General features: G+C 63.0%; 16 protein-coding genes. 11 read left to right on the top strand and 5 right to left on the bottom strand.

The window, feature by feature from the left end; genetic code table 11:
• The first annotated feature begins 49 nt into the window (after positions 1 to 49).
• Together ABOC32_RS27750 and ABOC32_RS27745 are read left to right on the top strand one after the other, a co-directional pair.
• Complete coding sequence (locus ABOC32_RS27750) at positions 50 to 589, top strand: hypothetical protein (protein ID WP_426809620.1); 540 nt, start codon at positions 50 to 52, stop codon at positions 587 to 589.
• Positions 590 to 607: 18 nt separating this feature from the next.
• The gene (locus tag ABOC32_RS27745) at positions 608 to 994 is read left to right on the top strand and encodes a lysozyme inhibitor LprI family protein (protein ID WP_426809619.1); all 387 of its coding nucleotides are present in this window, start codon (positions 608 to 610) and stop codon (positions 992 to 994) included.
• A 138-nt stretch (positions 995 to 1132) separates the two neighbouring features.
• Here ABOC32_RS27745 and mnmH read toward each other — a convergent pair whose 3' ends face one another.
• Together mnmH and selD are read right to left on the bottom strand one after the other, a co-directional pair.
• The gene (gene mnmH / locus ABOC32_RS27740; RefSeq protein ID WP_426809618.1) at positions 1133 to 2245 is read right to left on the bottom strand and encodes a tRNA 2-selenouridine(34) synthase MnmH; all 1113 of its coding nucleotides are present in this window, start codon (positions 2243 to 2245) and stop codon (positions 1133 to 1135) included.
• Positions 2245 to 3279, bottom strand: a complete 1035-nt coding sequence (gene selD / locus ABOC32_RS27735; RefSeq protein ID WP_426809617.1) for a selenide, water dikinase SelD — start codon at positions 3277 to 3279, stop codon at positions 2245 to 2247. The genes mnmH and selD overlap by 1 nt, the downstream gene beginning before the upstream one ends.
• 126 nt (positions 3280 to 3405) lie before the next feature.
• Here selD and ABOC32_RS27730 point away from each other — a divergent pair, with 126 nt between their 5' ends.
• Genes ABOC32_RS27730 through phnE form a run of 4 tightly spaced genes read left to right on the top strand, consistent with a single transcriptional unit; the run spans position 3406 to position 6654 of the window.
• Complete coding sequence (locus ABOC32_RS27730; RefSeq protein ID WP_426809616.1) at positions 3406 to 4260, top strand: putative selenate ABC transporter substrate-binding protein; 855 nt, start codon at positions 3406 to 3408, stop codon at positions 4258 to 4260.
• Positions 4257 to 5069 (top strand): phosphonate ABC transporter ATP-binding protein, encoded by an 813-nt coding sequence (locus ABOC32_RS27725; RefSeq protein WP_426809615.1) that lies wholly within the window; start codon positions 4257 to 4259, stop codon positions 5067 to 5069. Before ABOC32_RS27730 ends, ABOC32_RS27725 begins: the two co-directional genes overlap by 4 nt.
• Positions 5063 to 5890 carry a PhnE/PtxC family ABC transporter permease gene (locus ABOC32_RS27720; protein ID WP_426809614.1) on the top strand — a complete coding sequence of 276 codons (828 nt, stop codon included), beginning with the start codon at positions 5063 to 5065 and terminating at the stop codon, positions 5888 to 5890. The genes ABOC32_RS27725 and ABOC32_RS27720 overlap by 7 nt, the downstream gene beginning before the upstream one ends.
• Positions 5887 to 6654: a phosphonate ABC transporter, permease protein PhnE gene (phnE, locus tag ABOC32_RS27715; protein ID WP_426809613.1), complete on the top strand. Its 768-nt coding sequence runs from the start codon at positions 5887 to 5889 to the stop codon at positions 6652 to 6654. Before ABOC32_RS27720 ends, phnE begins: the two co-directional genes overlap by 4 nt.
• Positions 6655 to 6750: 96 nt before the next feature.
• Here phnE and ABOC32_RS27710 read toward each other — a convergent pair whose 3' ends face one another.
• A complete protein-coding gene (locus ABOC32_RS27710; RefSeq protein WP_426809612.1) occupies positions 6751 to 7644 on the bottom strand; it encodes a bestrophin family protein in 894 nt (297 codons plus the stop codon).
• 222 nt (positions 7645 to 7866) lie between these two features.
• Between ABOC32_RS27710 and ABOC32_RS27705 the strand changes: the two genes are divergently transcribed.
• Complete coding sequence (locus ABOC32_RS27705) at positions 7867 to 8160, top strand: type II toxin-antitoxin system RelE/ParE family toxin (RefSeq protein WP_019472637.1); 294 nt, start codon at positions 7867 to 7869, stop codon at positions 8158 to 8160.
• Positions 8157 to 8453: an addiction module antidote protein gene (locus ABOC32_RS27700; protein WP_190869679.1), complete on the top strand. Its 297-nt coding sequence runs from the start codon at positions 8157 to 8159 to the stop codon at positions 8451 to 8453. Before ABOC32_RS27705 ends, ABOC32_RS27700 begins: the two co-directional genes overlap by 4 nt.
• A gap of 10 nt (positions 8454 to 8463) precedes the next feature.
• Here the strand turns inward: ABOC32_RS27700 and ABOC32_RS27695 are convergent, their stop codons facing one another.
• Positions 8464 to 8943 carry an N-acetyltransferase family protein gene (locus tag ABOC32_RS27695; protein WP_426809611.1) on the bottom strand — a complete coding sequence of 160 codons (480 nt, stop codon included), beginning with the start codon at positions 8941 to 8943 and terminating at the stop codon, positions 8464 to 8466.
• 170 nt (positions 8944 to 9113) lie between these two features.
• Positions 9114 to 9761, bottom strand: coding sequence for a trypsin-like peptidase domain-containing protein (locus ABOC32_RS27690; RefSeq protein WP_426811666.1), 648 nt, complete (start codon positions 9759 to 9761; stop codon positions 9114 to 9116).
• Positions 9762 to 10222: 461 nt separating this feature from the next.
• Here ABOC32_RS27690 and ABOC32_RS27685 point away from each other — a divergent pair, with 461 nt between their 5' ends.
• From ABOC32_RS27685 to ABOC32_RS27675, 3 genes are all read left to right on the top strand, one after another.
• Complete coding sequence (locus ABOC32_RS27685; protein ID WP_426809610.1) at positions 10223 to 10735, top strand: sigma-70 family RNA polymerase sigma factor; 513 nt, start codon at positions 10223 to 10225, stop codon at positions 10733 to 10735.
• Positions 10735 to 11676 carry a FecR domain-containing protein gene (locus ABOC32_RS27680; RefSeq protein WP_426809609.1) on the top strand — a complete coding sequence of 314 codons (942 nt, stop codon included), beginning with the start codon at positions 10735 to 10737 and terminating at the stop codon, positions 11674 to 11676. The genes ABOC32_RS27685 and ABOC32_RS27680 overlap by 1 nt, the downstream gene beginning before the upstream one ends.
• 74 nt (positions 11677 to 11750) lie before the next feature.
• Positions 11751 to 14273 (top strand): TonB-dependent siderophore receptor, encoded by a 2523-nt coding sequence (locus ABOC32_RS27675; protein ID WP_426809608.1) that lies wholly within the window; start codon positions 11751 to 11753, stop codon positions 14271 to 14273.
• Positions 14274 to 14756: the final 483 nt, after the last annotated feature.

The following is a 14756-nucleotide window of genomic DNA, read 5'->3' as shown; positions in this document are numbered from 1 at the left end:
GGGCCTGGGTTAAGGTCGTAGGCTGTCCCGTTTCCTCCAGGTGTGTCCCTTGCCCGTTTTCTACCTGAGCATCAGCCTGCTGCTGTATGTGCTCGCCCTGTTTTTCGATGGCGCGCTGATGAGCGGCGCGCGCCACATGCCGGCCCTGCAGATGTTGCTGTACGGGCCATGGGGCATGCCCTTCGGTTTGTACCAATGGTTTGCCAACCCGCTGCTGGCTCTGGCCATCCTTGCCCATCGGCGGTTCCGCCGCCTGGCATTGCTGGCCGGGTTGGCGGCGGCGTACCTGGCGGCCAGCAGTTTCGGCATCACCCGCCTGCCAGACAACCAGAGCTACGAGTTTCACGACCTGACCGGTTTCGGTGCTGGCTTCTATCTGTGGCTGGCGGCCATTGTGGTGTTCTGCCTGGGCCAGGCCTGGCATTGCTGGAAGGCACGCAGCGCCGACGACATGCCGGGCTGGAACTGGCTTGATGTGGCGTTGATTGCGGCGTTGGGCGTGGCGCTGTATTCGGCAACGCAGATGCCATCGTTGCGCTTCTACCCAGGCAAGGTCCTGATGCCGCCAGAACAGCCGCAGTCGTTTTGATACCCCAAGGAGGTTTGCATGATCAAGCATTACCTGACAGGCCTGGCACTGGCCTGTGTTTTGCCGCTGGCCGCGGCGGACGATTACACGCCGGCTTACGGAACGTGCATGGACAAGGCTTCCAGTACCGTGGCCATGAGCGAATGCATCAAGGCCGAGACACAAGTGCAGGACCAGCGCCTTAACCGGGTGTACAAGCAGTTGATGGCCAAGCTGGATGCCGGGCAGCAGAAGAGCTTGCGGGATGTGCAGCGCAAATGGCTTGCCTACCGCGATGGCAATTGCCAGTTTCATGTGCAGGCCAGTGGCGGGACCATGGCGCAGCTGGAGGGTGGGACCTGCCTGATGGACATGACCCGCGACCGGGCGGCGGAGCTGGAGCGGGTGCTCAGCCCGGGGCAGTGAGGTTGCCTGTACCGGCCTCTTCGCGGGTAAACCCGCTCCCACAGGTACTCCACAGGTCTCACGTCCTGTGCAGGTCCTGTGGGAGCGGGTTTACCCGCGAAGAAGGCGACTCGGTTTGGCGCACCGGCTGTGCCGGTGCTAATGATGAGGTTTGCGCAGTGCCCGGGCCTTGAGGTATTCGCGCACTTCCACGGCATCCCCGGCAAACTCGATGCGCTCTGCCTTCGCCGCACGCTGGTAGGCATACATCGGGTCGTAATACTCGTTCAGCAACCCTTCGATCCAGCCCCGGTGCAGGTCCACCGCGCCGCTGCGTTGTTGCTCTTCAAGGGCCTGGCCCAGCATCGCCGACAGTCGCTGATAGCGCTCGCCACCCAAGCGCTTGTGAATATTGGCCATGCTCTGCTGCATGCGCTCGGCAAACAACCGGCGGCCGTCTTCCTCACCATGCACGCTGACGAATTCGGCACTGAGGTTGACCACGTAGTCGCGCAAGATGCGCTCCACGCGATGGGTGAAGCTGTCTTCCAGCCACACCAGCGGGTACTGCTGCATGCCCTGGTACAGCTCCAGCGGCACCGTGCAACTGCCGACGATGCGGCCTTCATCCTCCAGCACGAACTGCCCGATTCCGCCGGCGCGCTTTTTCAGCACGTCGATGGCCAATTGGTTTTCGAAATCGATCTGCGCCGGCTGCGCGGTGGCGCGTTTGCCGAAGCTGGAGCCGCGATGGTTGGCGTGGCCTTCCAGGTCCAGCACGTTGTCCAGCTGGTGCAGCACATCAGTCTTGCCAGTACCGGTCAGGCCGCCCAGCAGCACGAAATCGCATTGCGCCACCGCCTGCTGGGTGGTCTCCAGCAGGAAGGTGCGCATGGCCTTGTAGCCGCCTTTGACACGCGGGTACTGAATGCCCGCTTCATCGCGCAGCCAGCCCTGCACGATCTGCGAACGCAGGCCGCCCCGAAAACAATACAGGTAGCCTTGCGGGTGGGCCTGGGTGAAGGCCACCCAGGCGTCCATCCGCGCCTGCTTGCTGGCGCCGCTGACCAGCTGGTGGCCAAGGGCGATGGCAGCCGCCTGGCCCTGCTGTTTGAAGCAGGTGCCGACCTTCTGCCGCTCCTGATCGTTCATCAATGGCAGGTTGACCACACCTGGGAAGGCGCCTTTGGCGAATTCGACAGGGGCGCGCATGTCCATCATCGGCACGTCGTCGAGGAACAGCTGGCGCAAGTCGGTGCAGTCGGGGCGCATCAGATCACCTCGACCGCGTGGCGCTGTCGCTCGACCAGCTTGCCGATCGGCGACAGCTGCAGGCCCAGTTCGGCCGCCAAGGTGAGGAACTCGGTTTCCCCTTCCGGCGCAACCGCCACCAGCAGGCCGCCGCTGGTCTGGGGGTCGCACAGCAGGTGTTTCTGGTCGTCGCTGAGGGCGCCAATCTTGTGCCCGTAGCTTTCGTAGTTGCGCAGCGTGCCGCCGGGGATGCAGCCCTCGGCCAGGTAGTGGTCGACACTGGGCAGGCGGGGCACGGCGGCGTAGTCCAGGTGCGCAGTGAGGCCGCTGCCTTCAGCCAGCTCGACCAGGTGCCCGAGCAGGCCGAAGCCGGTGACGTCGGTCATGGCCTTGACCCCGTCGAGCTTGCCGAAGCGGCTGCCGGGGGTGTTGAGGGTGCACATCCAGTCGCGGGCCAGGCCCTGGTCCTGCGCGCGCAGCTTGGCCTTTTTCTCGGCGGTGGTGAGGATGCCGATGCCCAGCGGCTTGGTCAGGTACAGCCGGCAGCCGGCAGTGGCGGTGTCGTTGCGCTTGAGGTGACGCTTGCTGACCACACCGGTCACGGCCAGGCCGAAGATGGGTTCGGGGGCGTCGATGGAGTGGCCGCCGGCCAGCGGGATGCCGGCTTCGGCGCACACGGCGCGGCCGCCGCGGATCACTTCACGGGCGACTTCCGGGGGCAGCACGTTGACTGGCCAGCCAAGGATGGCGATGGCCATCAGCGGGTCGCCGCCCATGGCGTAGATGTCGCTGATGGCGTTGGTGGCGGCGATGCGGCCGAAGTCGTACGGGTCATCGACGATGGGCATGAAAAAGTCGGTGGTCGAGACCACGCCGCGCTCATCGTCCAGCGCATACACGGCGGCGTCGTCGCGCGAGGCGTTGCCCACCCACAGTTTCGGGTCCAGGGCCTGGGCGCCGCTTTCGGCAAGGATCACATCCAGCACCTTGGGTGAAATCTTGCAGCCACAGCCGGCACCATGGCTGTACTGGGTCAGGCGAATCGGCTCGCTCATACGTACCTCGGCAGGTCAGATTGTTGCGCGAGTTTAGCAAAGCTGGCCATCGGGCCTTTGCCTCTTATACTTGCCGGTGCTGGCATCCATGTTGGCCATTCCCCGCTATTGAACCGGAGAACACTCATGTTCAAACGCCCCCTGGCGCTCGCCGCCGGTCTTGTACTGTCCTGCTGTGCCGTTGCCGTTCAGGCTGCTGAAACCCTGCGGGTCAGCGCCATCCCCGACGAAGCGCCTACCGAACTGCAGCGCAAGTTCAAGCCATTGGGCGAGTACCTGGCCAAGCAGTTGGGCATGGAGGTCAAGTTCGTACCGGTGGCCGATTACCCGGCGGTGGTCGAGTCGCTGGCCGCCGACCGCCTGGACCTGGCCTGGCTGGGCGGTTTTACCTTTGTCCAGGTACACCTGAAAGACCCGACTGCCACGCCGCTGGTGCAGCGTGAGCAGGATGCGCAATTTACCTCCAAGTTCATCACTGCCAACCCCGACGTGAAGAGCCTGGCCGACCTCAAGGGCAAGTCGTTTGCCTTTGGGTCCATCTCGTCCACGTCGGGCAGCCTGATGCCGCGTTACTTCATGCTCAAGGAAGACCAAATCACCCCTGAAAAGTATTTCAGCCGCGTGGCCTACTCTGGCGCCCATGACGCCACCGTGGCCTGGGTACAGGCTGGCAAGGTTGATGGTGGCGTGCTCAACGCCAGTGTGTGGCAAAAGCTGGTGGATGCCGGCAAGGTCGATACCAGCAAGGTGAAGGTGTTCGCCACCACCCCGACCTACTTCGATTACAACTGGACCGTTCGCGGCAACATGGACCCGGCGTTGAAAGACAAGATCAAGAAAGCCTTCCTTGACCTCGACCCGGCCAAGCCGGAGCACAAGGCGATCCTCGACCTGCAGGCCGCCAGCCGCTTCATCGAAACCAGGCCGGAGAACTACAAGGGTACCGAGCAAGCCGCACGCGAGGCCGGCCTGCTCAAGTGACTGCTTCGAATAATGTAGCCATCCATCTGCACGGTGCCAGCCTGCGTCATGGCCCGGTACGCGCGCTTGATGCGGTCAGCCTGCGCATCGAACAGGGCGAGCGCGTTGCTATCATCGGGCCCTCGGGGGCTGGCAAGTCCAGCTTGCTGCACCTGATGGCCACGGCCATCCAGCCCAGCAGCGGGTACCTGGAGCTGCTGGGCGAGCAGCCTTGGGCGTTGCCTGCCGGGGCACGCCAACGTTTGCGGGCGCGGGTGGGCCTGGTGCATCAGGCACCGCCCTTGCCACCGCGCCAGCGGGTGGTGACCGCCGTGCTGGCGGGCCGCCTGGGGCAGTGGGGTGTACTGCGCGGTTTGCTCAACCTGCTGTACCCCGGCGATGTGCCGGGGGCGCGCCAGGTTTTGGCCGAGCTGGGCCTGGCCGACAAGCTGTTCGTGCAGTGCGGGCAATTGTCCGGTGGCCAGTTGCAGCGGGTGGGCATTGCCCGGGCGCTGTACCAGCGGCCGCAGGTGCTGCTGACCGACGAGCCGGTGTCGGCCATGGACCCGGTGCTGGCCGACCACAGCCTGGCCTTGCTCAACCGCCATGCCCAGGCCAACGGTGTGACGCTGGTGGCGAGCCTGCATGCCGTGGAGCTGGCGCTGGCGCATTTCCCACGGGTGATTGGTATTCGCGAAGGGCAGGTGGTGTTTGACTGCCCGGCTGATGCGGTCACCGAGCCCATGCTGGATGCGCTCTACGCCAACGAACAACTGGCCTCGCCGCCAACCCAGGGGCCGACCCTGACCGTGCAGATTCCGCGATGCTGAAGGCCGACACCCGCGACCCGGCCCTGCTGCCGCGGTTGCTGCTGGCCTTGCTTGCAGTTGTCGTGCTTTGGCCTGGCATTCAGTTGAGCGAGCTGAACCCGTGGGTATTGCTGCAGGCTGAGAACCGACACCAGATTGCCAGTTTCACCAGCGCCTTCTGGCCACCGGCACACGATGCCGACTTTCTCGCGTTGCTGTACGAGGCCACACTGCAAACCCTGGCCGTGGCCACTGCGGGCATGGCGTTGGCATTGCTGCTGGCCGTTCCGGCCGGGCTGATGGCCAGCCGCGCCTTGTCGTTGCGTGCCGCCCACCGTGGCGGGCGTGCCGGGTTGTGGTCGCGCTTGCTGCGCCTGCCGGTGCGCGGGTTGCTGATTTTTCTGCGCAGCGTGCCGGAAATTGTCTGGGCGCTGCTGTTTGTGCGGGCCGTGGGGCTGGGGCCAACGGCCGGCGTGCTGGCGATCGCCATTACCTACAGCGGCATGCTCGGCAAGGTTTACGCCGAGATTTTCGAGTCGGTCGACCAGCGCCCGGCCCATGCCTTGTTGCAGGCGGGCAGCGGCCGGCTGACGGCGTTTCTGTACGGCATCCTGCCCAATGCTGCGTCGGAAGTGGTGTCGTACACCGTGTACCGTTGGGAGTGCGCAGTGCGGGCATCGGTGGTGATGGGGTTTGTCGGTGCTGGCGGGCTGGGGCAGCAGATTGACCTGTCGATGCGCATGTTCGCCGGTGCGCAGGTGGCGAGCATGCTGCTGACGTTCCTGGTGCTGGTGATGCTGGCCGACCTGCTCAGTCGCCTGTTGCGCTGGAGACTGGCATGAACCGGGTGATCAACCTGATGCTGCTTGGCGCCATCGCGGTGGCGGTAGTGGCTTCGTTTGCTTACCTGGAGCTGGACTTGCGCGCACTGGTCGGCAACGGCGGGTTGGGGCAGATGGGCGAGTATGCCGGGCGTTTCCTGCACCCGGACTTGTCTGCCGAGCACCTGAAGGCAGTGTGGCGTGGCGCACTGGAGACGCTGGCCATGTCCGGCCTGGGCACCTTGTTGGCGATGGTGCTGGGGCTGTTGCTGGCGCTGCCGGCGGCGGGGCGTTTCGGTTGGCCGTTGCAGGCTGTGTCGCGGTTGTTGCTGAATGCACTGCGGGCCATCCCTGAGCTTGTATGGGCGGCATTGACGGTGCTGGCGGCAGGCCTTGGCCCCAATGCCGGCACCCTGGCCTTGGCGCTGCATACCGCTGGCGTGCTGGGGCGGTTGTTTGCCGAGGCGCTGGAGAACGCACCCCCAGAGCCGGCAGCGGCTATCCGCCTGCAGGGCGGCAGCCAGGTGGCGGCGTTCTGTTTTGGTACTTTGCCCAACCTGTGGCCGCAGTTGCTGGCCTACAGCTTGTACCGCTGGGAGAACAACATCCGCATGGCCAGCGTGCTGGGGTTTGTCGGGGCGGGTGGCTTGGGGCAGATGCTGTACACCACCTTGAGCCTGTTCCAGGAGGCCCAGGCCAGCACGGTGATCATCGGGATGCTGGTGCTGGTGTTGCTGGTGGATGTGTTGAGCGATGCATTGCGCCAGCGCTATGTGCGCGCCTGAGTGCTTTTGGCGCCGCTTTACACCCCATGACATTTGCGCAGTCCCTGTAGGAGCGGCCTTGTGTCGCGATGGGCTGCAAAGCAGCCCCAAAATACCTCAGCCCCCCACAACTTCAGCACACTGCGCCTCCCGCTGCATCGACTCCAGGTTGCGCTCGATCGTCTCGCAAATGGTATCCATCTGGATCTGGTGCTCACTGAACCTGAACGGGCTCTGCAGATCAGTCCCGATCCGTTCGATGGCCAGCAGCATGAACCCCACCACCGTCGATGCCAGCGGCGTAAACCAACCCAGCGATTCCACCAGCCCCACCGGCACAATCAAACAGAACAGGGTGATGAATAGCCGAGGAAAATACACATAAGGGTAAGGCAGCGGCGTATTGGCAATCCGCTCCATGCCACCCTGGGCGTTGGACAGGTCCACCAGCGTCGACTCCAGCCGGGCCAGGCGGATGCTGTCCAGCCGCCCGGCCTGGTATTCCCGGGCCAGCAAGGCCGCCGAACCGCCGAGAATGTCATTGGCAAAGTTGTTCGAACGGTTGCGCCGCTCGAATTCTGCCGGTGGAATGAACGCCATCAACTCGTCCGGGCACGGTTCACCCTTCAGGTGCGCCGCCAGGCAGTTCACATAGGCGATATGCCGGCGCAGCAATGTGGCCTTGACCGGGTTCAGGCCATCGTCCGTGTCATCGATCAGGGTCAGCGTCTGCCGTGCGAAGCTGCGCGACCCGTTCACCAGCGCCCCCCACAACGTGCGTGCCTCCCACCAGCGGTTGTAGGCGCTGCTGTTGCGAAAACTCACCAGCACCACCAGCGCCGAGCCCAGCAAGGTCAATGGGATCAGCGGCAGGGTGAACTTGCTGTTGAAGAACAGCATGAAGTCGATGGTGACCAGCACATCCCAGATCAGCAGCCAGAACAGCGACCAGCCGATGTAGCCGATGGTCTTCACGGCCAGGCGGTACTTGCGGATGATGATGTCTTTCACGCGGGGTACCTCGAAACGCGGGGGATGCAGGATCGGACGTCGAGGCTCGTCGAAGGTTCGAGGGTGGAATGTTGCAAGGGATTTTGTAGCTGTAACGAAGGGAAAAATCCGACCAGCTTATGAGATGTGCCTGAATTCCTGATTCAGCTGAAAAACGACAGAGTGGGTCGCTTCAATACTTGAACGGGTGTATCCATAAGGATACGATTGGGTGACCACTTGATGTTTCTCGTTGAACAGACGGAAAGCTTTGCCGCTTGGCTATCGAGCTTGAGAGATTTGAGGGCCAGGCTGGCGATAGGTCGTAGGCTGGAGCGAGCGGCGGCGGGGAATCTTGGTGACTTCAAATGGCTTGGAGGCGGCATTGGTGAGCTTCGCATCGACGTAGCTGCCGGTTATCGCGTCTATTTCACGCAAAAGGGGCAAAGGTTGGTTTTACTGCTGGTCGGCGGCGACAAGTCGACCCAGGCCGCCGACATCCTCAAAGCCAGAAAGCTGCTGAAGGAGATGAAATGAGCGAAAAATTGATCCCGTTTGATATGGCAGCCTTGTTGAGCAGCGATGAGGCAATCAGTGAATACCTTAGCCAGGTGCTATCAGATGGCGATACCGAGGAAATCATTCGAGCACTTGGCCATATCGCTCGTGCACGGGGCATGACACATATTGCTACGGAGAGTGGGCTGGGTAGAGAAAGCCTGTATAAGGCGCTGAGCCCTGGCGCGAAGCCTCGTTTTGACACTGTATTGAGGGTCATTCGTGCCCTGGGAGTGGACCTTCTCGTTCAGCCACATGCAGTGACCCGCTGATCCAGCTCGGTTAAGTCAGTGTTTGCTTCATCTGCACCAACGCTACCCGCGTGCCATCCCATGCCTGCCGCTCCTCGATGCCGAACGGTGTAAAGCCCAGTTGTGGATAAAGCAGCAAGCCTGCGGTGTTGTGATTGAAGCAAGACACCCAGACCTCCCGGGCGCTGTACTGCTGGCGGGCCAGTTCGTTCATGGCGGTTACCAGATAACGCGCTACACCAAGGCCGCGGGCGCTGGGGGCCACCACTACGTTGCCCAGGGCACATACGCCGCCGTTTTCTGCTTTGTAGAAGTTGGCGAAGGCCAGGACAGCGCCGTTACCTTCCACCACCGTGGAGCCGCTGCGTTGGGCGATGGCGTCGCTCAACTGGTCGGGGGTGAGGGGGTAGGTGGCTTTGGGGAACATGTAGAACAGTTCGTCCGGGTTCTGCGGAAAGTTGCAGATGACGGGGATGTCGGCAGGCTGGATGGGGCGGTGGGTCAGGTGCATGGCAGGTCCTTCTTGCACTGGCTGGCAGGGCCTCTTCGCGGGTAAACCCGCTCCCACAGGTACTGCACAAGACTCAAATCCTGTGCAGGTCCTGTGGGAGCGGGTTCACCCGCGAATAGGCCATCAGCCGCACATCATAAGCCGCTTTCCATCCTCAATCGCGACCCGCCTCACGGCTTGGTGGCAACCGCCACGTAGCCTTTGATCGAAGCCGGTGCCTGAGGCTTGCCTTTGTGTGCCGTCAGGTACTGAAAACGCCGCCATTCCTTGTCGATCTCGCTGAACGACATGAACACGCTGATGCGGTCCTTGCCAGCCAGGTCCGGGCGCTTGCCGGCGTCGATCTCGCTGGTAGGAATGATGGCCACGTTGATACCCACCACCGTGCCATCATCGGCAAACACCGGCCCACCTGACATGCCCTTGGTGATCGGGCCGTCATGCACCGAGTAGAAGACGCTGCCAGGCGTACCCTCAAGCCGTACCAGCGACGGCAGGGCATGGCCCTTGCCCTGCATCGGCATCATGAAACTGTTGAAACCCACCGCCGTCACGGCTTCCCCCGGCACGTACTGGCGCCAGTGCGGCACGGCGCTGGCCTTGTGCTTGAAGAACACCACGTCACCGAGGCCCTCGTGGACTACGTTGCGCAGGAAGGGGGTGTGTTTGGCGGTTACTGCGTAATCCTCGTTCCACTGGATGGCGCTGGCCATCAGCAACATCGGCAGCGGGGCACCCGAAGTGACCACGAACGCCTGGCTGTAGACGGGATCTGAAACGTACGACGTTGGCACTCCATTGCACCCACTGAGCAGCATCATTGCCGCCATACAGGGCGCGATTGTTTTCATGTATCACACAGGGCGTGGAGAAAAGGGAACGCAACTATGGCTAAGTGCCATTACGCTAACAATACTTTCGGCATATATCCGACGAATGACAGCTTAAGTGTTAGTCATGACGGCGGCCAATAGAATGCTGGTATGGCTGCAGGCCTTAGAGCCATTGGGGCGGCGTCAAAGTGGCGAGATATTTTCTCGGGTGGGCGTGAGCTCTATTGAGCTACGTCCGAAGACCTCATGGCGCTGGAAAACAAGATTCTGCTGGCCTTGGAGGAGCATGCTGGTCAGCCAGCGCAATTTCCTGGTGCAGGACCCGGACGGCTACCTGCTTCGGTTTGCTGAAAATCTTGGCATGAAGAGCGCCTGAGCCAAGGCGGGGACAGGAAAAATTGATCTGATAATCGTTATCATCTAAGGTGCCATCCTCGCCCGGAGGGATGCCCGTGATAAACGACGATCTGAGTCAGGTCTATGCCGAGCACAACGGATGGCTCAAGCAATGGCTCTACCGGCGGCTGGGTTGCTCGGCGCAAGCTGCCGACCTGGCACAGGACACCTTCCTGCGGGTGCTCCAGGCGCAACAAAAGGCTGGCGCCAGCCTGAGTCTGCAACGCCCCCGGGCCTACCTGGCAACGGTCAGCCGGCGGCTGGTGTACGACCATTTCCGCCGCCAGTCACTGGAGCGCGCCTACCTGGATATGCTCGCGCAACTCCCCGAGTTGTTCGCGCTGTCTGCCGAGGAGCAGTGGTCCATGCGCGAAACCCTGCAGCAGCTGGATGCACTGCTCGACACCTTCAAGCCGGTGGTGCGTTCGGTGTTTCTGCTGGTGCAGCTGGAGGGCCTGACCTACATCGAAGTGGCGCGCCGCCTGGGTATTGGCGAGCGCACGGTCAAGCGGCACATGGCCAACGCCCTGCAAGCCTGCATTCTGTTCGACGACGACCTCTGATGCCCAGCCAACAACCCCGCATCACCCCGGAAGTGGCTCGACAAGCAGCCAACTGGCACATGCTGATGCTCGATGAAGCCGTCAGCCCGGCTCAGCGTGCAGCCTGTAGCCGCTGGCGCGCGGCCGCTCCCGAACATGAGCGGGCCTGGCAGAAGGCACTGCGGGTTCAGGCCCAACTGGGCCTGTTGCCGCAACAACTGGCCATGGGCACCTTGAACCGCGAGCGCCGCCAGGCAATGAAGCAGATGCTGGCACTGGCCATCGTCGCGCCGCTCGGCTATGTGGGCTATCGCCAGCTTGCGCCGCAGGAGGCTTATGCCACCGACGTTGGCCAGCACAAACAGCTGACGCTGGCCGACGGCACCTTGCTGGACATGAACACCGATACCGCCGTGGAGGTGGATTTCGACACGCATCAACGGCTGATCAGCCTGCGCCGTGGCGAGGTGCTGGTCGACAGCGGGCCGGATACCCACAGCGCCGTTCACCGGCCGCTGCGCGTCGCCACCGCGCAAGGCCTGATGGAGGCCCTGGGGACGCGCTTCATGGTCCGCCAGCGCGAGGGCACCACACAGCTGGCCGTGTTCCAGGGCGCGGTGATGGTGACGCCTACCGCTGGCCCACCGCAAACCCTCGATGCCGGCCAGCAGCTTACCTTCGATGCCAGGGGGCAGGGCGCCGTGGCGCCCGCCCGTGAACAGGACAGCCAGTGGACCCGTGGTCAGCTGGTGGTCGACGAGATGCCCTTGCGCGAATTTCTCAATGAACTGGGGCGCTACCGGCCCGGCTGGCTGCGTTGTCAGGCCGATGTCGGGCACCTGCTGATCAGTGGCGCTTTCCAGCTGGGAAACACCGACGCGATTCTGGCCGCGCTGCCTGCCACCTTGGCGGTGCAGGTGGATTACCGCACCCGCTACTGGGTGACCGTGAGCAAACGTTAATGAGAATTGGCCCGATTATTCAACTCATCAGTCCTTATCTGTGGAACTGCCACACATAAAGGGACAATTTCTCAATGAATCGCTCTTCTTCAGCGGTCGCCATGACCAACATCGCCAGGGGTAAAACGCGCGTGCCCGGCTATCGACGGGTACTTGCCCTGAGCGCACTGGCCATTGCCCTGCAAGGTGCCGGCCTGCACGCCTTGGCCGCGCCTACCCAGGCGCCGCAAGCCTTCAGCATCGCGTCCGGCAGCCTGGCCCAGGTGCTGGCCCGCTTCGCCAGTGAAGGCGGGTTTACCCTGCAATACACCTCGGAGCTGACCCGTGGCCTGTCCAGCCCGGGGCTGCGGGGGCAGTATGGTATCGAAGAAGGCTTGCAGCACCTGCTGGCCGGCACCGGGCTGCAGGCCGTGCGCCGCGGCAACAATGTCTACGGCTTGCAGCCCGTCCCGTTGAGTGCCGCCGCTGGCGGTGCCGCCTTGAACCTGGAGCCGCTGAACATCAGTGGTGTTCAGGATGGAGCAACCACCGAAGGCTCGGGCAGCTACACCTCCAATGCCGTCACCATCGGCAAGGGCACGCACCGCCTCAAGGACATCCCGCAGTCGGTCAGCGTGGTCACGCGCAAGGCCATGGACGACCAGCGCCTGGACACGCTGGATGAAGTGCTGGAAAAGACCACCGGCATCACCACCTTGCAGAGCCCCTCGGGCGGCAAGTACATCTATTCCCGTGGTTTCGAGGTGGAAACCATCCAGTACGACGGCGTGCCGCTGGACCGCCGCTACTACGCCATCGGCAGCAGCTTCACTTCCGACACGCTGCTGTACGACCGTGTCGAGATCCTGCGCGGCGCCAACGGCCTGCTGCAAGGCAGCGGCAACCCCGGTGCTGCGATCAACCTGGTACGCAAGCGGCCAAAAGCCGAGCCGTCATTGTCGGTCACGGCCAGCGCCGGCTCCTGGGACACCTATCGCCAGACCATCGACGGCAGCGCCCCCCTCAACGCCGACGGCTCGCTGCGCGGCCGCCTGGTGGCCGGCCATGAAGACCAGAACTACTTCTACGACACGGCCGAGAGCCGCAAGAACGTGCTTTACGGCATCCTTGAATACGACCTCGGCGACGCCACCACGGTAGCGGCGGGCGCCAGCGTGGAGGACTTGCACTCCACACCATTCTTCAGCGGCCTGCCGCGCAACAAGGACGGCAGCGCGGTGAATGTCAGCCGGTCCACCTATACCGGTGCGGACTGGAACAAGTGGGACAACAAGCAGACCACCTATTTCGCCGACATTACCCACGATTTCAACGAAGACTGGCGCCTGAAAGCCTCCGGCAGCTACATGCGCGAAACCAACTACATCCTCTACAGCTTTGGCCGTGGCGCGGTAGACCCGGCAACCGGTGACGGCATGCGCTCGCGTGCCTACCTGTACGATTTCGAGAACATCAACAAGGGCGCTGACATCAACCTGACCGGCAAGTGGCGTGCTTTTGGCCGGGAGCACGAAGTGGTGGTGGGCGCCAACGCCAGCGACCTGCACACCGACGACCTGCAAGGCGGTTTCATCAACCTGGGCCCGATGAATATCTACGACCCGGTCTCGCCGCAGCGCCCGACCATGGATCAACTGCTGGGCAAGGAGGGGACAAACACCTACCCCGGCACATCCAAAGGCAAGATCCGCCAGAACGGGGTTTACGCCGTAACGCGCTACAAGCTGACCGACCCACTGACCCTGGTACTTGGCGGGCGCACCAGCAACTACACCTACGACTACGAACTGCACCGGTTCAACGGCGTATCGCCAACCCCGGCCCATTCACGGGAGAGCGGCGAGTTCACGCCCTATGGTGGCCTCATCTACGCGCTGAACGATCAGTGGTCGGCCTATGTGAGCTACGCCGACATCTTCAAGCCGCAGACCGAACTGAGCGTGGACAACGCCCCGCTGAAGCCCATCGAAGGGGCCAACTATGAGTTGGGCCTGAAAGGTGAACTGTTCGACGGGCGCGTCAATACCAGCTTCGCACTGTTCCAGGTTGACCAGGAGAATCGTGCGCAAGCCGCGGAGTGTGGAGTAGGCGGTGGGGAGAACTGCTATGTGGCCGGCGGCAAAGTGCGTACCCAGGGCTTTGATGCCGAGATCAGCGGCGAAGTGCTGGACCGCTTGCAACTGTTCGCGGGCTACACCTACACCCACACCGAGTACCGCAACGACCCGGCCGATGGTGAGTCCGAGGCCGGCGGCACCTTCAACACCTATACGCCCCGACACCTGATGCGGTTCTGGGCGGACTACAACCTGCCCGGTGAACTGGAGCAGTGGACCGTGGGCGGTGGCGCCAACATCCAGAGCCGCAACTACCACGGCAACTTTGGCGGCACGGATGGGGTAGGGAAGATCGAACAGGCGGGTTATGCGATCTGGAACGCCCGGGTCGCGTACCAGATCAACAAGAACTTCAGCGTGTCGTTGAACGGCAACAACCTGTTCGACAAGAAGTACTTCTCCAGCATCGGTTGGCTGTATGCGGCGAACTACTACGGGGATCCGCGCAACTATACCGTTACCCTGCGGGCTGATTTCTAAAGCCGGGCACGCTCTGCTGTGGGAGCGGGTTTACCCGCGAATCAGGCGCCGCGGTGGATGGCACCGGCTGCGCCGGTGTTCGCGGGCACGCCCGCTCCCACAGGTATTGCATAAGCCTGAAGCCTGCGCGGTCCCTGTGGGAGCGGGTTCACCCGCGAAGAATTCAGCGCGGTGGATGGCACCGGCTTCGCCGGTGTTCGCGGCTAAAGCCGCTCCCACAGGGACTGCATGAGCCTGATGCCTGCGCAGTCCCTGTGGGAGCGGGTTCACCCGCGAAGAATCCAGCGCGGTGGATGGCACCGGCTTCGCCGGTGTTCGCGGCTAAAGCCGCTCCCACAGGGACTGCATGAGCCTGAAGCCTGCGCGGTCCCTGTGGGAGCGGGCATGCCCGCGAAGCACCCAGCGCGGTGGATGGCACCGGCTTCGCCGGTGTTCGCGGCTAAAGCCGCTCCCACAGGAACTGTATTAGCCTGAAGCCTGCGC

This window comes from Pseudomonas sp. WOUb67, from assembly GCF_050058005.1.
Taxonomy (GTDB): Bacteria; Pseudomonadota; Gammaproteobacteria; order Pseudomonadales; family Pseudomonadaceae; genus Aquipseudomonas; species Aquipseudomonas putida_R.
Note: the sequence above shows the minus strand (reverse complement) of the source record. Positions and strands in the feature narration are given on the sequence as shown.